General features: G+C 63.2%; 17 protein-coding genes and 2 pseudogenes. 7 read left to right on the top strand and 12 right to left on the bottom strand.

Annotated features, from left to right (window positions below; all coding sequences use genetic code 11):
- Positions 1-19: 19 nt before the first annotated feature.
- Together RPG13_RS04560 and ampH are read left to right on the top strand one after the other, a co-directional pair.
- Positions 20-1,519: an ATP-binding protein gene (locus RPG13_RS04560; protein ID WP_127206150.1), complete on the top strand. Its 1,500-nt coding sequence runs from the start codon at positions 20-22 to the stop codon at positions 1,517-1,519.
- 25 nt (positions 1,520-1,544) lie between these two features.
- Positions 1,545-2,957, top strand: a complete 1,413-nt coding sequence (gene ampH / locus RPG13_RS04555) for a D-alanyl-D-alanine-carboxypeptidase/endopeptidase AmpH (protein ID WP_245461550.1) — start codon at positions 1,545-1,547, stop codon at positions 2,955-2,957.
- A gap of 13 nt (positions 2,958-2,970) precedes the next feature.
- On the opposite strand, the gene RPG13_RS04550 is transcribed toward ampH, so the two are convergent.
- Positions 2,971-4,431, bottom strand: coding sequence for an LVIVD repeat-containing protein (locus RPG13_RS04550; protein ID WP_206532279.1), 1,461 nt, complete (start codon positions 4,429-4,431; stop codon positions 2,971-2,973).
- Between the two features lie 102 nt (positions 4,432-4,533).
- On the opposite strand from RPG13_RS04550, the gene RPG13_RS04545 reads away from it, so the two are divergent.
- Entirely contained in the window at positions 4,534-5,451 is a 918-nt protein-coding gene (locus tag RPG13_RS04545) for a LysR family transcriptional regulator (RefSeq protein ID WP_292625137.1), read from the top strand.
- 94 nt (positions 5,452-5,545) lie between these two features.
- Here the strand turns inward: RPG13_RS04545 and RPG13_RS04540 are convergent.
- Positions 5,546-5,973: pseudogene (locus RPG13_RS04540) on the bottom strand (LysR substrate-binding domain-containing protein); the annotation flags it as partial.
- Here RPG13_RS04540 and RPG13_RS04535 point away from each other — a divergent pair.
- A pseudogene (locus tag RPG13_RS04535) lies at positions 5,969-6,160 on the top strand (ATP-binding protein); the annotation flags it as partial. The pseudogenes RPG13_RS04540 and RPG13_RS04535 sit on opposite strands and share 5 nt — an antisense overlap.
- Before the next feature lie 322 nt (positions 6,161-6,482).
- On the top strand, positions 6,483-6,917 hold the full coding sequence (locus RPG13_RS04530) for an FKBP-type peptidyl-prolyl cis-trans isomerase (protein ID WP_126104427.1): 435 nt from the start codon (positions 6,483-6,485) through the stop codon (positions 6,915-6,917).
- 356 nt (positions 6,918-7,273) lie between these two features.
- Here the strand turns inward: RPG13_RS04530 and RPG13_RS04525 are convergent, their stop codons facing one another.
- On the bottom strand, positions 7,274-8,080 hold the full coding sequence (locus RPG13_RS04525; RefSeq protein WP_337124490.1) for an AraC family transcriptional regulator: 807 nt from the start codon (positions 8,078-8,080) through the stop codon (positions 7,274-7,276).
- Positions 8,081-8,175: 95 nt separating this feature from the next.
- On the opposite strand from RPG13_RS04525, the gene RPG13_RS04520 reads away from it, so the two are divergent.
- Together RPG13_RS04520 and RPG13_RS04515 are read left to right on the top strand one after the other, a co-directional pair.
- Positions 8,176-8,547: a DUF1127 domain-containing protein gene (locus RPG13_RS04520; RefSeq protein WP_292501863.1), complete on the top strand. Its 372-nt coding sequence runs from the start codon at positions 8,176-8,178 to the stop codon at positions 8,545-8,547.
- 43 nt (positions 8,548-8,590) lie between these two features.
- On the top strand, positions 8,591-9,325 hold the full coding sequence (locus tag RPG13_RS04515) for a class I SAM-dependent DNA methyltransferase (protein WP_292501865.1): 735 nt from the start codon (positions 8,591-8,593) through the stop codon (positions 9,323-9,325).
- 264 nt (positions 9,326-9,589) lie between these two features.
- On the opposite strand, the gene RPG13_RS04510 is transcribed toward RPG13_RS04515, so the two are convergent.
- The 9 genes from RPG13_RS04510 to RPG13_RS04470 form a co-directional block, all read right to left on the bottom strand.
- The gene (locus RPG13_RS04510) at positions 9,590-10,570 is read right to left on the bottom strand and encodes an ABC transporter permease (protein WP_337124489.1); all 981 of its coding nucleotides are present in this window, start codon (positions 10,568-10,570) and stop codon (positions 9,590-9,592) included.
- A gap of 265 nt (positions 10,571-10,835) precedes the next feature.
- Positions 10,836-11,807: an ABC transporter permease gene (locus RPG13_RS04505; protein WP_128243547.1), complete on the bottom strand. Its 972-nt coding sequence runs from the start codon at positions 11,805-11,807 to the stop codon at positions 10,836-10,838.
- Positions 11,804-13,342, bottom strand: coding sequence for a sugar ABC transporter ATP-binding protein (locus RPG13_RS04500; RefSeq protein ID WP_095485020.1), 1,539 nt, complete (start codon positions 13,340-13,342; stop codon positions 11,804-11,806). The genes RPG13_RS04505 and RPG13_RS04500 overlap by 4 nt, the downstream gene beginning before the upstream one ends.
- A 377-nt stretch (positions 13,343-13,719) precedes the next feature.
- Complete coding sequence (locus RPG13_RS04495) at positions 13,720-14,706, bottom strand: IS5 family transposase (protein ID WP_126103272.1); 987 nt, start codon at positions 14,704-14,706, stop codon at positions 13,720-13,722.
- A 104-nt stretch (positions 14,707-14,810) separates the two neighbouring features.
- A complete protein-coding gene (locus RPG13_RS04490; RefSeq protein ID WP_095485021.1) occupies positions 14,811-15,845 on the bottom strand; it encodes an ABC transporter substrate-binding protein in 1,035 nt (344 codons plus the stop codon).
- 84 nt (positions 15,846-15,929) lie between these two features.
- The gene (locus RPG13_RS04485; protein WP_095485022.1) at positions 15,930-16,844 is read right to left on the bottom strand and encodes a sugar phosphate isomerase/epimerase family protein; all 915 of its coding nucleotides are present in this window, start codon (positions 16,842-16,844) and stop codon (positions 15,930-15,932) included.
- A 19-nt stretch (positions 16,845-16,863) separates the two neighbouring features.
- Entirely contained in the window at positions 16,864-18,423 is a 1,560-nt protein-coding gene (locus RPG13_RS04480; RefSeq protein ID WP_337124488.1) for a mannitol dehydrogenase family protein, read from the bottom strand.
- A complete protein-coding gene (locus RPG13_RS04475; protein WP_337124487.1) occupies positions 18,399-19,181 on the bottom strand; it encodes an SDR family oxidoreductase in 783 nt (260 codons plus the stop codon). Before RPG13_RS04475 ends, RPG13_RS04480 begins: the two co-directional genes overlap by 25 nt.
- Before the next feature lie 73 nt (positions 19,182-19,254).
- Entirely contained in the window at positions 19,255-20,154 is a 900-nt protein-coding gene (locus RPG13_RS04470) for a MurR/RpiR family transcriptional regulator (RefSeq protein ID WP_292713762.1), read from the bottom strand.
- Positions 20,155-20,668: the final 514 nt, after the last annotated feature.

The raw sequence follows: 20,668 nt of genomic DNA, 5'->3' as shown, positions 1-20,668 counted from the left end.
CCCCAAGGAGAGTCGAGACATGACCGTTGCGATCGAGATGGGCCACACGACCGCAGGCGCCCCGGCGGCGCTGGATCTTGAGGAGCTGCTGGCGACCCGCCTTTTGGTGCAGGGCAATTCGGGCTCCGGCAAATCGCATCTGCTGCGCCGGCTGCTGGAGCAGAGCGCGCCCTGGGTGCAGCAGACCATCATCGACCCCGAAGGCGACTTCGTGTCGCTGGGCGACCGTTTCGGTCATCTGGTGATCGATGCCGAGGAGCATACCGAGCGCGGCCTGCAGAGCGCCGGCGAGCGCGCGCGCATCCACCGCGTCTCCACGGTGCTCAATCTCGAGGGGCTCGACGCCGAGAACCAGATGCGGCGCGCCGCCGCCTTTCTCGGCGGGCTTTTCGAGGTCGCCCGCGACCACTGGTACCCGATGCTGGTGGTGGTGGACGAGGCGCAGCTGTTCGCACCGGCCGTGGCGGGCGAGGTGTCGGACGAGGCGCGCAAACTCTCGCTCGGCGCCATGACTAATCTGATGTGCCGTGGCCGCAAACGCGGGCTTGCCGGCATCATCGCCACCCAGCGACTGGCCAAGCTCGCCAAGAACGTCGCCGCCGAGGCTTCCAATTTCCTCATGGGTCGAACTTTTCTCGATATCGACATGGCGCGCGCCGCCGACCTTCTCGGCATGGAGCGGCGACAGGCGGAGGCTTTTCGCGACCTGGAGCGCGGGCAATTCATGGCGCTGGGCCCGGCGCTGTCGCGCCGTCCGCTGGGGCTGCGCATCGGCCCGACCGACACAAGCCCGCGCAATGGCACCCCGCGCCTGATGCCGCTGCCGGAATCGGCGTTGGAGGATGCCCGCGCGATCATCCTGGCAGCCCCGCCGCCGGAAACGGTCCGGCCGCAGCGCCGGTCGTCGCCGGACCTGCTCGATCAGCTGATGGCGGCGAAATCGGCGGCGCTGGAAATCCGCCCCGAACCGGTGGAGCCGCCGATCAGCGCCGAGGATTTGGCGGAGCGGCGGGAGCGCGTGGACCGTGTCCTGCGCGCCGTGCTGGCGCAACCCGATGCGGGCTTCCGTGTCATCGGCGTGCTTTACCAGGAATTCGTGGTCCGCTGCCGGATCGAGGGTCTCGCCTCGGTTGTGCCGGACCTGCCCGCCTTCCGCCGCATGCTGACGCGCGCCCGCGCCGGGCTGGGCTCCGACATGGCAGGGGATGATGCGTGGCAGGATGTCTCGGTGCGCGCCTCGCTGCTGCCCGAGGACATGCAAGGCGTGTTCATGATGATCGCCCGCGCCGCGAAGGAGGGCTGGCCCTGCCCGAGCGACGCGGCGATCGCCCGCGCCTATGGCTCGCACTCGCTGCGCCGCGCCCGGCGCCTGCTGACCTATATCGAGGAGCAGGGGCTGATCGTCTGCCAGCTTGACGGGGTTGGCCGGCGGACGGTGACGCTGGTGGAATTGGCCTGGGCGACGGCACCGGGGGATCCCGGTGCCGCGGAGGTGGAGCAGGGGAGTTTGGCGGTCTGAGGGGATGGTCTAGCGTGCAAGGGGAATGCCACGCGTCAAGGCGATGTATGACCGAGCGGTAGGTACAGCGGCGAGTCTTTTAGAGATCAGCCCCGATCAACTGACGAAGTACAAGAAATACGGCAGGACTGTAGCGCAAATATCTGCCGAAACTACGCTGCCGCCGCCGATTACCCCTTCGGTTCATTCTGTTGACATCTCCTGCTTCTGGAGAGATGGTAAGATACTACGCGGCGGCCCTTTTTCCGAAGATTTTATTCTGCAGCTTTATCAAAGGATTTCGGCAATGCGTTTGTCTCGATCGCGCCGACTTATGGCCGTCGCTTTGACGGCAATCGCAGCCGTTCCCTCTTATGGACATGCCGAGGACAGACTGCTGACAGAAGCGGTGCAGTTCAACGGCACGATCCTGTATCTCTCCACCGAGGTGCCTGGCCTGATCTTCGGCGCCGTGCGCAACGGCGAGACGGCCTTGGCCGGTTTCGGCAAGATTGCCGACGGGAGTGAAAAAGTGCCGGACGGCGACACAATGTTCCGCATCGCGTCCGTGAGCAAAGTGTTCTGCGGCAGCGTGCTTTCCTCGCTGGCGATCGACGGCAAGGTACAGCTCACCGACCGGCTGCAGGATCGCCTTGGCTGGGACGTCACGCTCCCTGAGAAGGATGGCCGCGCCCTCCGCCTGATCGATCTCGTCGCGCAAGCTTCCGGCCTTCCGCGGGAGGTGCCAGTGGCCGAGGCGCCCCCCTCCGACCCCTTCTCGACGAACACCAAAGAGGCGCAGATTGCCGCCCTCAAGGACAATCCGCTGCTATTCGCGCCGGGCACCGCCGTTCTCTATTCGAACTTCGGATACGACCTCCTCGGGGCGGCGCTCGCGAATGTCTCTGGAAAGCCCTATGCCGAGGTCCTGCGGGAGCGTGTCCTCGATCCACTCGGCATGAAAGACACGGTTTTCAACCCAAGACCGGCGGACGAGCCGCGCCTGATGCAGGGCCATAACTTCGGCGGCAGCCCCCTGCCCATCGTGCCGACGAGCACAGCCATGGAGTGCGCCGGTGGATTGTACTCGACCGCGGACGATCTGCTGCGCTGGATGAACTGGCATGTGGACAACAAGCCTTCCGCGGCCGACGCCGAGTTGCGGCTTTTGAACCACGCGGCTTTTTTGTACCGGGACGGGCTCGCGTCGGTGGTGGGGCTGGATGACGGCGGCCCGATGGACGCCATGGGTCTCGGATGGGTCATCATGCTCCCCAACGAGCATCGCCCGCTCATCCTCCAGAAGAGCGGCGGCCTGCAAGGGATGTTTCTCTATGTTGCGATTGCACCGACACGCGGCGTCGGCGCTTTCTTCGTCATGAACGAATTCAATGCCGCCGGCTTCATGGCTGGGGTCAAGACGACGAACGATCTCGTCGCAGAGATCGCTCCACGCTGATTTTCGCGCTGCTTCATGGCGCGGCCCCCTCCGGCTTTGGGCCGGTATAGCGGAGTATCCAGAGGCCCTGGTTCTTGTCGCTGATGTAGATGAAGCCGCGACGGTCCACGACGACATCCTCGGTCTGCAGCACCAGCTTGTCTTCAGGCATTGGTCCGTAGCGCCGGGTGGGTTCCGGTGGAATGAAATAGCCGACCTCACGCGGAAGCCGTGTGTTCGAAACATCGTAAATTCTGAGCCCGGCGTTGAAATGCGCGATGTAGAACAAATCGCCCTGTTTCTCGACGTCGGGATGATGTTGGTGGTGGTTGATGTTGTGCGGCCCGCGCCAGCCGCCGCGCGTGGTGAAGTCCGAATAGGAAGCGCCTTCGGGCGGCACGGGCTCCGGCAACAGCGACAGCAAGAACGGTTCGGCAGGGTCGGAAATATCGACGATCGACGCGTGATGCATAGGGCCGCGTCCATAAGTGACGTTCTCCGAATTGGCGAAGGCGATGCCCCGCTCGGGTATCGGCAGCACGCCGTGCACGCCGAAACGGGAATGAAAGGGCGGACTGAAGCTCAGGCTGCTGATCTGCTTCGGCTGCGAGACGTCACTGATGTCGAGCACGATGATCCCAGCCGCGCCATAAGGCAGATACACAAGGTCGCCGACGACGTAGGGCGGGCCATGCAGCGATATGTCCTCGCCCGTGCTGGCGCAGAAGGCGCCGCACATGCATTGCGGCCGCAGTCGTAGCCGGTAGCGGTCCGACGCCTCCTGTGATGCTGCTGCGGGTTCGGCCGATGGGAAGCTCTCCCCGCCGGCCTCGTGCTGGCCCGGCACCCACCAGCGTCCGACCTCGCGTGGATTGGCGCGGTCCGAGATATCGAGAATGACGTAGATGTTACCCTTGTAACCGGGCATGCCGGCGGCAAGATGAACATAACGCCCGCCGGGATAGAGGTTGCGGTGCGTGCCGTTGCCTCCGGTCCGGTAATGACCGAGTTGTTTCGGATTGACGGGATCAGCGATATCCCAGATCAGGACCCCTTCGCCAAAAGCCGCGTCGGGGTCACCGCCGAAATTCGCGAAAGGTTTTTCGAGGGCCGTCACCATCGTATCGCCGGACAAATCGATCTGCAGCGTCCAGGTGTTCGTGCCCGGATAGGGCACGAACTTGACGACCTCAGGCTTCGCCGGATTGGTCACGTCGACGATGCTCCAGCCAGAGTGCCAGAAGTGTCCGGTATAAAGATACCAGCGCTCGCCGACCTGCCGGATCGCCATCTTGAAGGCAGGGCGATGATCGAGATCGGTATAGCCGATTGCTTCGACATGATGGGCGAAGGCGCCAGGGGGCGCCGGCGAGGCAGCAGGAACTGGCTGTGCAAGCGCCTCACAGACAAGACCGGATTGAGATGCGGTGGCAATCGCCGCACCAACAAGTGGAGCTTTCAACATCTGGCGGCGAGAAATCTCGGCATTCCTCAAGAGCATATCTCCCAGATTTGTGACTGCCTAAGCTTTGCGATTTTCAATATTTCTGTCCAATATTGATTGGAGAGCGATTAATTCGATTCTGGAAATTAAGAGATGGATCACAAGCTGATGCAGTCCTTCGTAGCTGTCGCCGAAGAGTTGCATTTCGGGCGCGCCGCAGCGCGCCTGCATATCTCCCAACCCCCTCTCACCAAGCAGATCCAGCAGTTGGAACAGGTCATAGGCGTGCGCCTGCTGGAGCGCACCAAACGCAAGGTCGAACTGACCGAGGCCGGCCGGGTGTTTCTCGAAGAAGCGAGAGCAGTCCTTCATCAGACCGGGCAAGCCGTCGAGCTTGCCCGCAAAGCCGGTCGTGGCGAAACCGGCCATCTGTCAGTCGGATTTATCGATGCCGCCATCTATAGTGTGGTGCCAGCTGTCGTTCAGCGATTCACCGAATGTTATCCCGAGGTCGCGTTGAGCCTGACCGATCTGCGCATTCCCAATCAAATAAAACTGGTAGCCGAACGGCAGCTCGACATTGGCTTTGTCCACCCTCCCGTCGTTCACAACGCCCTTCAAGCCGAAAGCATATTGGTCGAACCGCTGATCGTGGCCTTGCCGGAAACACATTGGTTAGCCTCAGAGACCGAGATCGCGCTGGCTGACTTGGCTCAGGAAGCACTGATTCAGTTCCCGCGCAGCATCAATCCGTCCCTCTATGACGAGATTGTCGGGCTGTGCCGTTCATCCGGCTTCAGCCCGAGGATCGTGCGGGAAGCAACGCCCAAGCAAACGATCATCGGACTTGTATCTGTTGGGCTTGGCGTCTCGCTGCTGCCTGCCTGTCTCGAGAATCTGCAGCGATCCGGCGTCGTCTATCGACCTATTCGGGGCCGAAACCTGTCGATCGATACGTCAGTCATCTATCGGCGCGAACAGCCTTCGCCTGTGCTAAAGGCATTCCTCGACATCGTGCGCGAGACGACAGGCATAGTTCCAGAACATTTTGCTAAGCAGGCCGGCATGTGACGTGGGGCTCATCCATGACGCTGGCAAAGCGCTTCTCAGCTTCCGTCGTTTTTTGTTGCAGAGGACTCTCTACGCCCGAAAGCGAGTTCGGCCATCACCTGCCAATATAGGCGGCTAGTTCGTCCGGCGTTCCATTTGGGAAGGCTTGTTTTAGAAAGTCCAAGCACGCCGACACCCGCGCGCTGAGCAGCCGCCGAGATGGGTAGAGCGTCCAGAGAGCGATCTCGGGGCCGTCGATATCCCCCAATTTACCAGTGTGCCGTCAGCCAAGCCGTGGCTCACCAACGAAATGGGAAGACGTCTTGCACCGACGCCGGCTCGCACCGCATCCCGGACCATGATGAGCGTTGACAAAGCGAGGACCGGCTCGATTCTAATTGTTGACCGGCCAGCGGGTGTCTTCACGTGCCATGTTTGCCGATCGCCTGCGCCGCGTCCAACGGCAGGAGCGGCGCGTCCACCGGTCGTGCGAGGAACATTCGGGCTCGCCACGACGACCAGGCGGTCGCGGAGAAACGCCCGCGCCTATGGCTCGCACTCGCTGCGCCGCGCCCGGCGGCTCTTGACCTATATCGAGGAGCAGGGGCTGATCGTGTGCCAGCTTGATGGGGTTGGCCGGCGGACGGTGACGCTGGTGGAATTGGCCTGGGCGACGGCACCGGGGGATCCCGGTGCCGCGGAGGTGGAGCAGGGGAGCTTGGCGGTGTGAGGCTGATGCGGTTTGGGCGAAAGCTGACGTGGCTCAACATCAGCAAAGCGCTAAAAGCCGCCCGGGTGGGTGGTCGATCAGAGTCTTCGCAATCTCTGTCGCCACGACATGCTCGAAAAATGCCCGCCCTTGGCGAACAGATCCCAGTCTGTCTCCGCGACCTGTCTTTAACGCAGGTGGCTCAATCGGCAATGTGGGTTTACATCGGCCGCCAAGTCCCTAGTTTTAGAGTTTCGCGCCGCGCACCTTAGTGCGTGAATGATCGAAAACGGGACCCGTGAACTCTGGCCGGTCCCTCAAAAACTCCCAAAGGATGACTGCCATGACACAGGCCAAGAATGGCGACACCGTGCGCATCAATTATACTGGACGTCTAGCCGACGGCACTCAATTCGATTCTTCCGGCAGCGAACCGCTGCAATTCAAGCTCGGTGAAGGGCAAGTGATCCCCGGCCTTGAGACCCATGTCGAGGGCATGGAGGTCGGCGCGAAAAGCACCGTCACCATTCCCGCCGACGCCGCTTATGGCCCCCACCGCCCCGAAGCGGTCATGACCGTCGACCGCGCCAGGGTGCCGGACAACATCAATGTCGATATCGGTACTCGATTGCAGGCCAGAACCACCGAAGGGCGCCCCATGCAGGTGACGGTCGTCGGCGTCGACGACGCCAGCGTCAAGCTCGACGGCAATCATCCGCTAGCCGGAAAGGATCTGGTGTTCGACGTTGAACTGGTCGAGATCGTTCAGGCGGCGTAGGTATCCATGCGGCCAAGGCCGTGGTGGCTATGATTTCGGGTGACGGACTTCCGCCGGAGGTTTCGGCGGTTTGTGCCACCTGCCGCTCTGCTTTCCGCGCTTAGGCGATCGCCAAAACCGTGGCGACATTCGTAAGGTTCGACACTGCATCTAATGCGACTTTCCGGCCGCTCAATGGATGTCAGCGGCCAGCCTTCGAATTTCTCGTTCCGGAATGCACAGGTAGCGCCACAAGCAGACGTTCCAATGATGCGTGTTGAACGGCTACATTTGGGCCGGAAGGGGACTGGCAGGTTCTGGAGAGCGAGGCCAAGAAGGCAGACTTACGCGGTAAGCCGCGGCGGGCATCCGGTGAATCACAGCTCCAGAGGCGTGTCTTGGAAGTATTTTCCGGGAGAGGCACCGAAGGCCGCCCGAAAAACCGCGATGAAGGCGCTGGGGCCTGAGTAGCCGAGTGCGAAAGCGATGTCGCCGACGCTTCGGCCACCGGCGAGCCACTCCACCGATTTCAGCAATTTCGCCTGCTGTCGCCAGGCGCGGAAACTCATCCCTGTCTCAGATTGGAAGTGACGCTGGAAGCTACGTGGGGACATGGCCGCACGTGACGCAAGCTCATCGAGGGGCCAATCTGCGCCCGGCTCATTCCGCATGTCTGCGGCGATGTCCCGGAGGCGTTCGGATGCCGGCAACGGGAGAGACAACGGTGCGACCGGACTCGTCTGGAGCTGGTCGAGAATGACTGCCACAAGTCGTTCGGCGGGGAGGCTGCCCGCGTCCGCGCGAGGTATTTCCAGAAACGCCAGGATTAGCTCGCGCAGGAGCCGCGTCGTACCGATCACGGAGACTTCCGGTGACAGGCTCGCCACCGCGTCGGGGCGGAAAAAGAGATAGCTGCGCTCCGTCTCCTGCAGGTAGGTCACCTCGTGGAGGACCCCGGACGGGACGAACACGGCGCGTTCGGGTGGGATGATGAAGTAACCCCGCTCGGTCTCCAGCCTCAGCGAACCCCGCACGATCTGGAAAAGCTGCGCCCGGTGGTGCGTATGAAAAGCGTAGGTCCGCCCGGCGGGCTCTGCTCCGCCCTGAGCGACAGCGGTATGCGAATAATCTCCGAACCCGTCTTCCGGCAAATGAACGTTGATCAGGTTGTCGCGGGCAATCATGGCGGCTCAGAGACATAATTTGTCAGACTGCCGATAACACGTCTGACGGCAATTCACTAGGTTGGCATTAACTCAGCACAACTTGGACGAAAGTCATGACACTGGAATTCCAAATAGCCGAAATCCCGGATCGCCTTGCCCGCGGCCTTCTGACGAAGCTACCAGCTTTGAGGTTCGGAGCCTCCGTCGTTGTGGGCTGGTGGCAACGGAGCGAGACCGAACACGCACTACACCGACTATCGGATCGTGATCTGGCGGACATAGGTACTGCGCGTCGCGATATTCGCGAGTTCGCTTGGACTGGCACCGTCGCAGCCAGCGAGCGACGAAACAGATCACCGGCCGCTGCCATGGATGCGCTTGCCTGCGGGGAATCCCATGCCCCGAGCGGATGGGTGGAAGCTGATCCCTTTCGCGACGGCTCACGAATTAATGCGATGCCCACGAAGCCGCGGTCAACGCGATAGCGCCGTCGGTCTTGAAACAAGCGTTACCAGAGAGGCAGACAGAATGCATGATGACGGGCTTTTCGACGAGAAGATCGCTGCGACCTACGATGATGATAAAGGCATCTCTGCGCCAGAGGTGATTGAGCCGGCCGTTGATCTCCTGGCCGAGCTCGCAGGAGGCGGGCGCGCCTTGGAATTCGCGATCGGAACCGGACGCATCGCACTTCCTCTCGCGCGGAAAGGGGTGCAGGTGGAAGGCATCGAGCTTTCGAGGCCGATGGTGTCTCGCCTTCGCGCTAAAGAAGGAGGCGCGGAGATCTCGGTAGCGATCGGCGATATGGTAACGACGGATGTCGCGAGACGGTTCTCACTCGTCTATCTGGTTTTCAATACGATAAACAACCTGACATCGCAGGACGCTCAGCTCGCCTGCTTCCGGAACGCAGCCGCGCATCTCGAACCTGGTGGACACTTCCTGATTGAGGTCGGCGTGCCACCGCTTCAGCGGCTGCCGGTTGGCGAGACGATCCTGGCGTTCGACCACGGCGAAACGCATTGGGGCGTCGACGAGTACGACGTGGTGAACCAGAATTTCTCGTCCCATCACATCTGGCTCCGTGACGGAAGCTATAAGCGATTCTCAGTACCGTTTCGTTATGCCTGGCCAGCTGAATTCGATCTTATGGCGCGACTGGCTGGTTTAAGGCTCAAAGAGCGTTGGGGCGGCTGGAAAAAGGAGCTGTTCACGCAGGTCAGCGATAAACATGTCTCCGTCTGGCAGAAGGTTGAAGGTTAGGACGCGTGGAGCGAAGCGTCATCACCCTCGTCCGCAACGCGCCGATGGGAAGCCGGCCGCTTTCAACGCCATGCCGCTGCTTCCGGTCACACGCAGCAGGCAACGAGAGCATCTCCTGCATCTTGGCTTTATCGTTGGCGTGTCCGCTTTCAGGATATGTTGAAGCCAGCCCAAACGACCGACATTAGGCGCAAAGCTGTCATGCACGGCTCCGTTTGCGAGAGTCTGCTTCGGTCAAAAGCAGCCCCGGCTCCAGCGGTTCCCCTACCGATCCTCGATAATCCGCAAATAAGCCGCCGTCACGAACAACACGATCAGCCCGAACAGAAACCGCCGCGCGCCTTCGGGCATCTGCAGGATGGTCAGCAGCGTCGTCAGCACGGTGAGGATCAGCGCGCCGATGATCGTGCCGGTGTAGCCGCCGCGGCCGCCGAAGATCGAGGTTCCGCCGATCACGGCCGCTGCCACCGAAGGCAGCACCAGCGGCTCGGCCAGCGACAGCGACGGCGCCTTGATCAAGCCGATATAGAGCAGACCGGTGATGCCGGCGAGCACGCTCGAGATGACGTAGAGCGCTGTGATCACCTGCCAATAGCGGACGCCGGACAGGCGTGCCGCCCCTTCATTGTCGCCGACCGCGTAAAGCAGACGGCCGAAGCCGGTGCGGTTCAAGGTGAAGACGATGAGGACGGCGATGGGCACGAACAGCAGCAGCGCGTTGGGCACGCCATAGGTCAGGCCAGTGCCCAGCCAGGCCAGGAACGGCGGAATCTTGGCGCCTGAAGCGATGACGGTTCGCTGGTAGACCTGCAGGCAGCCGGTGCCGATCAGGCTGGTGCCGAGCGTCATGATCAGCGGGTGCACGCGAAAGACGCCGACGCCGATGCCGTTGACCAGGCCGATGAGCACCGCCGGCACCAAGGCGATGAGGATCGCCACCGCCGGGTCATGATTGACGACCTGCGTCGCCATGATGAAGGCGCTCATCGTCGCCACGGTGCCGACCGACAGGTCGATGCCGCCGGTCAGCATGGTCATGGTCTGGCAGCCGGCGAGGATTGCCAGCGGGATGGCGAACTTGACCGTGTTGGCGAGCCAGCGCTCGTTGACGATGCCGGGGCGCAGGATCTGCAGGATCACCACCAGCATGACCAGCAGGATGATCAGCGGGATCAGCGGCCGGTCGGCCATGAAGCGCTTGAGGCGGCGGCCGAAGGGGACGGGTTGGATCGCTGATATGCTCATGAGATTGCTCGCAATTGGGGTGGCGCGATGTTGGTGCCGGGAGAGGATGGTGCTCTACGGCGCCCCCCTCTGTCCTGCCGGACATCTCCCCCTCTTGGGGGGAGATTGGCAGCTTCACACTCGGCGCCCTTCTTGCACCTTCGGAGATTGGCGAAAACCGTAGCGACGGCCAATCTCCCCCCAAGAGGGGGAGATGTCCGGCAGGACAGAGGGGGGCGCGAAGGATCGCTACGCTCATGCCGATCTGCCAGCGTCACGGCATTGCTCATGATTGCCGGCTCCGCATGGTGATGAAGGCGCCGAACATCACAACGGCGACCATGATCGCGCCCTCGATGATTGCGGTGACGTTGGGATCGATGGCCAGAAGCGTCAGGTCGGTGCGCACCAGGCGCAGCACGAAGACCGCGACGATCGGGCCGAGCAGTCCGCCCTTGCCGCCGCCAAGTGCGACGCCGCCGAGCACCACCGCAGCCACGCTGGCAAGAAGATAAGGGCCGGGAATGGGGGCGCCGATGCCAGTGCTCATGGTCAGCGCCAGCCCGCCCATGGCGCCGAAAAGCCCCGACAGGGCGTAGGCGATGATCTTGGTGCGCGCGACGGGCACGCCGCTGCGAAATGCCGCCAGCTCGCTGCTGCCGATGGCGTAGATCGAGAGGCCGAGCTTCGAGCGCTTGAGCGGTATCCAGATGATGCAAAGGCAGACGACAAGCAGGACCAGCGCCTTCGGTATCCAGGCAGAGATCCCGGGCAGCCCCGGAATCGGGACGGTGCCGATGATGGTCGCCCTCAGCCATTCGGCCACCGCGCCGCCGGGCGCACCGAGGACGAGCAGGGCCGCGCCCTGCAGAACGAAGAGGGTGGCCAGCGTGACGACGATATCGGGCACGCGGGTGACGACGATCAGCATGCCGTTGACGGCGCCGAGCACCAGGCCCATGGCCAGCACGAACGGCACGACGAAAAGCGCGTATTCCTCGCTGGCGCCGTCCATCATCGAGGCGGCGGTGACGCTGGTCAGCGCCATCATGGCGCCGACGGAAAGATCGATGCCGCCGGCGATGACGACAATCGTCTGGGCGGCCACGGCAAAGGCGTAAGGCAGCACCGCGCGCACCAGCGAGCCGAAATCGCCGCTGCCATAGCCCGGCTGGATCAGCCTGGTGATCACCAACAGGACCACGAACAGGACGAGCAGGCCGGCGACCCAGCCCTGACGGCGGACGAGGCGGGTCAAGGTTTCGCCACCGGGCTTGAATGGATATCGGCAAGAATGCCGACATCCTCCTTGGCGCCGCGGGGCAAGCCGTAAGCGGCGCGCATCAGCGCCGGCTCGTCGGCGAGCTCGACGGGGAAGACATCGACGACGCGCCCCCCAAAGATGACGATGACGCGATCGCAGACACGCTGCACCTCCTCGAGCTCGGATGTATAGAACAGCACCGACTTGCCCTGGTCGGCGAGTTCGCGCAGCAGCTTGTAGATCTCCTGCTTGGTGCCGACATCGATGCCGCGCGTCGGGTCGAAGCAGAGGACGGTCTGTGCTTCTGCGGCGATCCAGCGGGCGATCGTCACCTTCTGCTGGTTGCCGCCGGACAGGCGCTGCACCTCGCGCTGGGCGCGCGTGTCGATCTGCAGACGCTCGATCGCACTGACGACCCTGGAGCCTTCCTGCCGCATGTTGATCGGCCCCCAATTGCGCAAGGCGGCGCTGAACGGGAGCGCGATGTTTTCGCGCACCGAGCGCTGCATGGTCAGAGCTTCGGTGCGGTCGCCGGGCACATAGGCGATGCCGGCGCGAATCGCATCCGCCGGATGCGCGAACCTGACCGGCTGCCCGTCCACCTCGATGGTGCCGCCGGACGGGCGGATGGAGCCGGCGAGGGCGGCGAAGAGCTCGTCCTGGCCTTGGCCCTCAAGCGCGACGACGCCCGCGACCTCGCCATTCGCCAGATCGAACGAGACGTCGTTGAGCTTGGTGCCGACACGAAGGTTCGCCACGCCGAGGCGCGGACGGCTATCCCCAGGCGAAGCGGCCTGGCTGGCCTGGCGCGACGTCACCCGCGTCTTTTCGATCCTGGCGCCGAGCATCATCTCGACGATGCGCTCCTCGACACCCGGCTCGATGTCGACGACGCCGACGGTCTCGCCGTCGCGAAGCACCGTGGCGCGGTCGCAAAGTGCCGATATCTCGACAAAACGGTGGGAAATGAAGATCACCGAACGACCGCTGTCGCCCTGGCGGCGAACGACTTCAAGCACCTTTTCGGCAAGGTTTGCCGGAAGTGCTGCGGTCATCTCGTCGAGCAGCAAAACGTCGGGCTCGACGGCAAGAGCGCGCGCCAGATCGAGCACGCGCAGTACGGCCAGCGGGATGTCGCGCGCGATGTCGCGTATGTCGAGGTCGGGAATGCCCAGCTCGCGCACCCAGGCGCGGAATGGCTCGACCGGCGTGCCGGTCAAGCGAAGGTTGGAGGCGACATCGAGATCCGGGATGAGCGATGGTTCCTGATAGACGGGAAGCAGGCCGGCGCGGCGCGCATCGGCGGGCGAGCGCACGTCGCGGGCTTCGCCGCGGATCAGGATATGCCCGGCATCGGCGCGGATGGCGCCGGTCAGGATTTTTACGAGCGTCGATTTGCCGGCGCCGTTGGCGCCCATCAGCGCGTGAACCTCACCCGGCAGCACCGACAGCGACGCATTGCGCAACGCCACCACGGCGCCGTAGGTCTTCACGACGCCGGTGGCGTCCAGGAGGGGATTGGTGGTCAAAATCGCGTTGCTCTCGTTCCAAGCTTTCCAAATGTTATGGAGCCATGATCGGTTGGCCGTCTACGGTTGACGATGCCGGCCGAAACAGCGACCCTCCCTTCTCCCCTTGTGGGAGAAGGTGGCCTCGCGAAGCGAGGTCGGATGAGGGGTGTTCCAGGGAACACCAACGCCTCATTCCTTCCAGCACCCCTCATCCGTCTCGGCGCTGCGCGCCGATCCACCTTCTCCCACAAGGAGGGCTTTGCACGGGGAGCGAAGTGGATTTCGGTGGTCAGTGAGGGCCTTTTTGAAGGCCGGCAGAGCGGTTTTCCGCGGCCCTTGCGGGGCCTTTGTCGGTTTAGGCAGCCATCCTGCCGGATTGTGGACGCACTCCTCCCTCATGTCCGCCTCTCATCGGGTGGATAGAGGACGCCAATCATGGTGCGCAGATTGTAAGCGCAGGCGGCCAGTATGCACTGCGTGCGGTTGGTGGCGAGGTTGAAGAAGCGCAGGCGTCGCATGCCGTAACGCTCCTTGAACACGGCGAAAGGCCGCTCCACTGCCGCCCGCACCTTGGCGATCAGCCGGTTGCGCAGCTTGTGGCGCGGCGGCAACTCGGGGTGATGCTTGTTGGGCCGCCGCATCAGCCGGTCCTTAATGTTGGCGGCGGCGAGCCGGGCATGGCGGGCGTGGGTGTAATAGGCTTGATCGCCATAGGCCGCCTTCTCGTCGCCGCAGATCAACTGGTCGGCCGGCTCGGTGTCGGTGACCGAGGCGTCGCTCGCCTCGACACGCCGGATCAAGGTGTGCTCCTGGTCGACGCCGATGTGCATCTTGTAGCCGAAGGTGCTCTTCTTGCCCTTCTTGCCCCAACGCGCATCCTTGTCGGCCGACGGCTTGACCGGACCTTGGTGGCCCTTTTTCGGCTGCTTGGGCGGACGGCCACGAGCCTGCAGGAACGTGGCATCGACCAAGGTGCCGCGCTTGACGATCAGGCCCTTCTCCTCCAGCTGACGGTTGATCTCCTCAAAGACCTTGTCGATCAGTCGCTCACGCGTCAGCTCCTCGCGGAAGCGCCACAGTGTCGAATGGTCGGGCGTGCGGTCCGAAAGGCTGAAACCGGCAAAGCGGCGGAACGACAATCGGTCCCGGATCTGCGCCTCAAGCGCCGGATCGCTCAGCCCATGCCACATGCCCAGCAAAAGACAGCGCACCAGCGGTTCCGCCGGATAGCTGGTGTTGCCCGAGCCAGGACCGCTGCGCTGACCCAGCAATGTTCGGATCGGCGCCCAGTCCAGTTCCTTCGATACTAGGTCGAAAATCGTCTCATCCGACGCCGCCAGACCGTCCGCCAGACTCAACTGACCCAAAACACGATCCGCCATCCCGAATCTCCCTGCTCCAACCTTCACCACAGAATCACCGTTCGGCTTCTGTGCAAAGGTCTCACAAGGGGAGAAGGCAGAAGCGCGGCTCGTCAAGCCTGCGATTACTCGCCCGGGCCCTTGCAGGCGATGATCTGGTCCTTGGTGTAGGTGGTCCAGTCCGGGATGGAGATCGAGACCGGCCATTCCGGGCTCAGCGACGGATCGGCCGCGCCCTTCAGCTTGGCCTTGCCCTCTTCGGTGGCGTTCTCCCATAGCTGCGGCTCGACCAGCACGGTCTGCTCCGCCGGCTTCTTGCCGTTCAGGATCTGGAGAGCCAGCGTCACGCCGGCGCCGCCGATCGAGCCGGGATTGGTCACCGCCGCCCCGACAAGGCCTTCGACCGAGTTCAACTGGCCGACGAAGCCGGCATTGTCGGCGCCGACCACTGGCACCAGCGGCGTCTGCGACTCGACCAGCGCATCGACGATCACATTGTCGATGCCCGAGGTCCAGATGCCGTTGAACGGCGATCCGGTGGCGATGAAGTCGAGGATTTGCTGCTTGCCCTGATCCTGCTGCCAGCCGGTGAAGACCTCGTGCACGACCTTCACATCGGGGAATTCGGCAAGCGCCTTCTTGAAGCCCTTGTCGCGGTCGCTGTCGGCCGAGGCGCCGGCGGCGCCGCGCATGTAGACGACGTCGCCCTTGCCGCCCATCTGCTGGAACAGCCATTTGGCGCCGAGATAGGCGTATTGTTCCTGGTTGTTGGAGATGATGTAGGCCGACGGCTCGGTGACCGCCTGGTCGACGGCGACGACGACGATGCCGGCCTTGGTGGCTTCCTCCAGGGCTGACTTGATGCCGGCTGGATCGGCCGGGTTGACGACGATGGCGTTGACCTTGGCGCTGATCAGGTTGCGGATGTCCTCGAGCTGACCGGCAGCGTCGGTGTTGCGGTGGGCGATGTTCAGCTTGGTCACCTCGCCGGAGGCGAGCGCCTGGGCCTTCATCGCGCAGATCATCTCCTCGCGCCAGCCATTGCCCTGCACGGTGTTGGAAATGCCGATCGTGTATTTGGCTTCAGCGGACGAGACGCCCACCGAAGCCATGAAGGCCGCGCCGGCAAGCAGCGGGACTATGGTCAAAAGTTTTTTCATTTCAGTCTTCCTCCACAATGTTTTCAGTTTCAGGGCCTGATCCTGTCGACCTGAGACAGGATCAAAGCCAAGCTGTTTGCGCCGTCACTTCACGAAGGGGCGCAGCACGTCGCGGGCGAGTAGAAAACCCCGCTTGACGTTGTCGTCGCTCCCCTCAAACCGCCGGTCCTCGTGCTCGATGATAACAGGCCCGTCATACCCTGCGCGATAGAGACCGGAGAAGATCACATTCCAGTCGACATCGCCGAGCCCCGGCATGCGCGGCACCTGCCAGCCTATGCCGGCCGAGAGGATGCCGCGCTCGTAAAGTCCATCAGGATCGATCATCAGGTCCTTGGCATGGACATGCAGCATGTACGGACCGAATTCTCTGATGAAACGGGCCTGGTCGATCATCTGCCAGACCAGATGCGACGGGTCGAAGTTCATGCCGACATCGCCGCCCCAGGCTTCAAGGATGCGGCGCCAGATATAGGGCGAATAGGCGATGTTGTGCCCGCCCGGCCACTCGTCATAGCTGAAGATCATCGGGCAGTTTTCAAAGGCGAGCTTCACGCTATGGTCTCGCGCATGGGCTGTTATGGCGGGCCAGACCTTGAGCGCCTCTTGCCAGTTGGCGTCGATGGTTTTCGAAGCGTCGCCGCCGCAGAAGGTGTTGACGACAGGCACGCCCATATGGCTCGCCAGCACGATCACCTTCTTCAGATGGTCGATGATCGCCGCGCGATGCGCCGCATCAGGGTGCAGCGGATTGGGGTAATAGCCGAGGCCCGACACAGTCAGGTTCTTCTCCGCCAACGAGGCGACGATTTCCTTGGCCTGCGAGGCCGATGTCGAGGCGGCATCGATATGGCTGGTGCCGGCATAGCGCCGGGCGCCGCCGGAGGATTTCGGCCAGCAGGCGATCTCCAGCGCCTCGAAGCCGGCCGAGCTTGCCCAGTCGGAAACCTCGCCAAGCGAGGTGTCCGCAAACGGTGCGGTGAGCAGTCCGAGCTTCATATTGCCTCCCTTCCCCTTACTATGCCGATTGTGCGGGCCGCTTCAACCGGGCAACCTCGGGTTGTTCCAAACTTCGCCTGACGACTGCCATCGGGTTGTCTGAGAGCAGGCCGTCGAGGGCTGATGTGATAGCCCTGCGGAAATCGCCATTTGCGGCAAGCTCCGGATCGAAGATCGTGTCGATGGCAAGGATCGCGGCTGCCAAGGCCTTCGTGTCGGTGCCGACCGAGTCGGCAATGCCGGCGATCCTATCGGCATAGGGATCGGACACCGGCCAGCGCTTGCCGAAGCGTGCCGAGGAGCGGATCAGATAGGCCATCCAGCCTGCGACCGGGACCGACAAGAGCGCGATGCTTTCGCCGCGCCGCAACCGGTCGCGGATCGGGTTGAGAAGCCGCTGCACGATCTTTTGCGAGCCGTCGGTGGCGATCTGGTGGTTGCGATGGCGGATCGCTGTATTGCGCAGACGAGCGAGGCTTTGCTCGACATAGGCTTCCGGCGAGACGCCGGGCATCGGCATCAAGGTCGGCAGCGTCTCGTCGATCAGCATGTGCCGGACGAAGGCGGCGAGCAGCGGGTCGGCGATGGCATCCGACGTGTGCTCCAGGCCCGCCAGCACTCCGAGATAGGCAAGCGTGGTCTGGGCGCCGTTGAGCACCCGCATCTTGAGGTGCTCGAAGGGGGTGACGTCGCCGACGAACGTCGCGCCAACCCGGTCCCATCGCGGCACGCGGCCGGCGAATTTCTGCTCGATCACCCATTGCCGGAACGGCTCGCCGACGACGACGGCGGCATCGCGGTAGCCGAAATGCTGCTCCACGGTCTCGATATCGGCCTCAGAGGTCGCTGGCGCGATGCGGTCGACCATGGCCGAGGGAAAGGCGACGTTGGCCGCGATCCAGTCCGACAGGCCATTGCCGCGCCGGCTGGCCAAAGCCTGCACGACGTTCTCCAGGATGATGCCGTTGGTCGGGATGTTGTCGCAGGAGAGCAGCGTCACCGGACGGCTGTGCGAGGCCATGCGCAATTCAAGCGCCCGCGCCAGAATGCCCGGCACGCTTCGCGGTTCCAGTGGATTGGCGAGATCGTGGACGACGTCCGGGTGCGCCAGATCCAACGCGCCGCTGGACGGGATGTGGCAATAGCCTTTCTCCGTCACGGTCATCGTGACCATCTCGATGCCGGCGGAAGCCAGCACGTCGATCGCGGGTGCCGCACTCTCCTGGCTGTCGACAACCCTGACGATGCTGCCGATGATTCGCGCCTCGACTTGGCTGTCTTCGCGGATCAGGCGCGTGTAGAGGCCGCCCTGCCTGCCCAGCGTTTCCGACAAGTATGGTGCGCGGATGTTGATGCCGACCACGCCCCAGCGATCGAAACGGCGCGAAAGAAGATCGTCGGTGTATTCCGCCTGGTGGCAGCGGTGGAAGGCGCCGACACCGATATGAGCCATCCCCGGGACAAGTGCGGCCCGATCATAGGATGGTTTTTGGACGGAGGAAGAAAGCCGGCTAATGAGCTCTGGGCCGAGCGTTTCGGGGGGCGTTGAAGCGCTCACCGGTTCGCCCCGACGACCCATTGCTCCTGGTCGATCAGGGCGCCGGTCATCGGCCCGGAGGCGTCGGAGAGCAGGAACACGGCAAGGTTCGCCACTTCGTCGGCCGCCAGCAGCCTCCCGAAAGGCTGCGACGCATTGGCGGCGTCGAGCCAGCCTGGGCCGTGGCCCAGCGTCTGCGCCTGCATGATGCGTTCGGCCGGGGTGTCGGTCCAGCCGACATTGATGCCGTTGACGCGGATGCGGTCGAAGCGGTGCGCGTTGGCGGCGTTGCGGGTGAGGGTGGCGAGCGCGCCCTTGGTGGCGGAATAGACGGCGAGTTCGGGCGAGCCGCAATGCGCGTTGATCGACAGGATGTTGACGATGGCGCCGCCTTGACCTTGCTTGATCATCTGCGCGATGGCCGCCTGCATCAGGAAGAATGGCGCCCGCACGTTGACGGCGAACAGCGCCGCCCAGTCGTCGAGGCCGGCATCGAGAAACGAGGCGCGGTTGGTCAGGCCGGCGGCGTTGACCAGCGCGTCGATGCGCCCGAAACGGGAAATGCACGCCTTCACCAGTTGCGCCGGCGCCTCGGGGTCCGCCAGATCGGCTGCGACGAAAGCGGTCGGCGTGCCTATCTCTGAAAGCGCTGCGGCGACTTCAGCGCCACGCACCGGCTCGCGGCCGGTGACCAGCAGGCCGCCGGCGCCTGAGTGCGCCAGCGTCTCGGCGATCGCCCGGCCAATGCCTTGCGTCGCGCCGGTGACCAGCACCACCTTGTCGTCTAGCCGAAGCTCCATTCCTCCTCCCGGAATAAAGTTTCTATTTTTCTAGATATGGAACACCAATTCCCGATAGTCAATCGTATCCGTCTCAGGTCGTGCGGCGCGCGACAACACCGTGGACAAGGGCCATGCCGACGGCGAGCGAAGCGGCAAGCGAGCGGAAGCCGGCAAAGTCGGACTCAACCACTTCCAGCCATGTATCCGACAGCTTGACCAGGGGAGAAAACGTGCTGTCGGTGATGGTGACGATGCGCGCCTTTCGCTCATGGGCGACAGCGACGAGGTCCGGCGTGATCGAGTTGTAGGGGCTGAAGGATACCGCCAGCACGACGTCGCGCTTGCCGATGCAGCCGACCTGGTCAAGCGCGGTGGAACCGACATTGTCGACCAGCACGTTGCGCACGCCCTGTTGCGACAGAGTGAGCGAGAGATAGGTGGTGACGGGAAAGGCGCGTTTGCTGCCGATCACATAAATCAGGTCAGCGGAAGCCAGCAGATCGACCATGCGCTCGAAGCTGGCAATGTCGAAGTTATTGTCGATGCGGCCGAGCGAAGCCTGCGAGGCGCCGACCATGCCGTTGAGAAAATGCAGATTGGCGTTGGGCTCGGTGGCCGCCCGTTCTTGTCCGTCGCGCGCCCGGCCTTCGGGCCAGGAGCCTTTGACATGCTCCTTGAAAAGACTCTGGAAATCGGAAAAGCCGGCATAGCCGAAGATCTGCGCAAAACGAACAAGCGTCGAGGGCTGCACACCGGCCTGCTCGGCGACCTGCGCGATCGTGCCAAGCGCGACGTCGCTCGGATGCTGCCACAGGAAGATGGCAACCTGGCGCAGGCGTTTCGGAAAATGGACGGTGCCGGACGACAATACGGCGCGCAGTTCTTCGTAGGTCTGCGGCTTGGTATAGCCGAGCGCGGCAAGCGACCGGCCGCGCTTGCGGGTCGCCGCCTCGTCGGCAATAGACCGTCCGGATGCTTTGCTCGCGTTCATGCCATGAGCCGAGGCATGTGCGAAGCGACCCCCACCCCTAACCCCTCCCCACAGGGGGAGGGGGATTTCCGCAGGCGCTTACGGCGGCAAATTGCTTTGTTTCAGATCGAGAAATAAGCGAATGGCGCGCAACAGAGTTCCCCTCCCCCTTGTGGGGAGGGGTTAGGGGTGGGGGTACTCCTAGGGCAGTATCACAGGGACTTTCCCGGGCGACTGCCACGCGCTTCGTCATCCGAATGTCCTCCCGAACTTCACGCTAGCGTGGCACGATCGTTTTGCAAAACAGAAATTGGAATTAATGTTCGAAAATAGTGGCGGGCGCCCTATAGTGGTCTATTCAATCGCTGACGGATCGACGCGCCAACGCTTGGCGGTCGGCCATGCGGCTCGACGACCAGTTCACGCTGGTGGCCGGGCGCATTGTTCTCGGACCCCAAAATGCCTGTTGGTGTTATTTCACTGCGGTGACCCTGCCCGCCGCATCAAGGTGACAGCCGACCCGCGCCCGCCGAAC

This window comes from Mesorhizobium sp. ISC15 (assembly GCF_037162615.1).
In the GTDB taxonomy this organism is placed as follows: Bacteria; Pseudomonadota; Alphaproteobacteria; order Rhizobiales; family Rhizobiaceae; genus Mesorhizobium; species Mesorhizobium mediterraneum.
This window is presented reverse-complemented; position numbering and strand designations above follow the sequence as displayed.

Bases quoted from the DNA above. Each gene is read 5' to 3' on its own strand.
- RPG13_RS04485 (WP_095485022.1), bottom strand. From the start codon at position 16,844: ATGAAGCTCGGACTGCTCACCGCACCGTTTGCGGACACCTCGCTTGGC.
- RPG13_RS04475 (WP_337124487.1), bottom strand. From the start codon at position 19,181: ATGGAGCTTCGGCTAGACGACAAGGTGGTGCTGGTCACCGGCGCGACG.
- RPG13_RS04490 (WP_095485021.1), bottom strand. From the start codon at position 15,845: ATGAAAAAACTTTTGACCATAGTCCCGCTGCTTGCCGGCGCGGCCTTC.
- RPG13_RS04530 (WP_126104427.1), top strand. From the start codon at position 6,483: ATGACACAGGCCAAGAATGGCGACACCGTGCGCATCAATTATACTGGA.
- RPG13_RS04495 (WP_126103272.1), bottom strand. From the start codon at position 14,706: ATGGCGGATCGTGTTTTGGGTCAGTTGAGTCTGGCGGACGGTCTGGCG.
- RPG13_RS04525 (WP_337124490.1), bottom strand. From the start codon at position 8,080: ATGATTGCCCGCGACAACCTGATCAACGTTCATTTGCCGGAAGACGGG.
- RPG13_RS04545 (WP_292625137.1), top strand. From the start codon at position 4,534: ATGGATCACAAGCTGATGCAGTCCTTCGTAGCTGTCGCCGAAGAGTTG.
- RPG13_RS04515 (WP_292501865.1), top strand. From the start codon at position 8,591: ATGCATGATGACGGGCTTTTCGACGAGAAGATCGCTGCGACCTACGAT.
- RPG13_RS04510 (WP_337124489.1), bottom strand. From the start codon at position 10,570: ATGAGCATATCAGCGATCCAACCCGTCCCCTTCGGCCGCCGCCTCAAG.
- ampH (WP_245461550.1), top strand. From the start codon at position 1,545: ATGCCACGCGTCAAGGCGATGTATGACCGAGCGGTAGGTACAGCGGCG.
- RPG13_RS04560 (WP_127206150.1), top strand. From the start codon at position 20: ATGACCGTTGCGATCGAGATGGGCCACACGACCGCAGGCGCCCCGGCG.
- RPG13_RS04480 (WP_337124488.1), bottom strand. From the start codon at position 18,423: ATGGGTCGTCGGGGCGAACCGGTGAGCGCTTCAACGCCCCCCGAAACG.
- RPG13_RS04470 (WP_292713762.1), bottom strand. From the start codon at position 20,154: ATGAACGCGAGCAAAGCATCCGGACGGTCTATTGCCGACGAGGCGGCG.
- RPG13_RS04520 (WP_292501863.1), top strand. From the start codon at position 8,176: ATGACACTGGAATTCCAAATAGCCGAAATCCCGGATCGCCTTGCCCGC.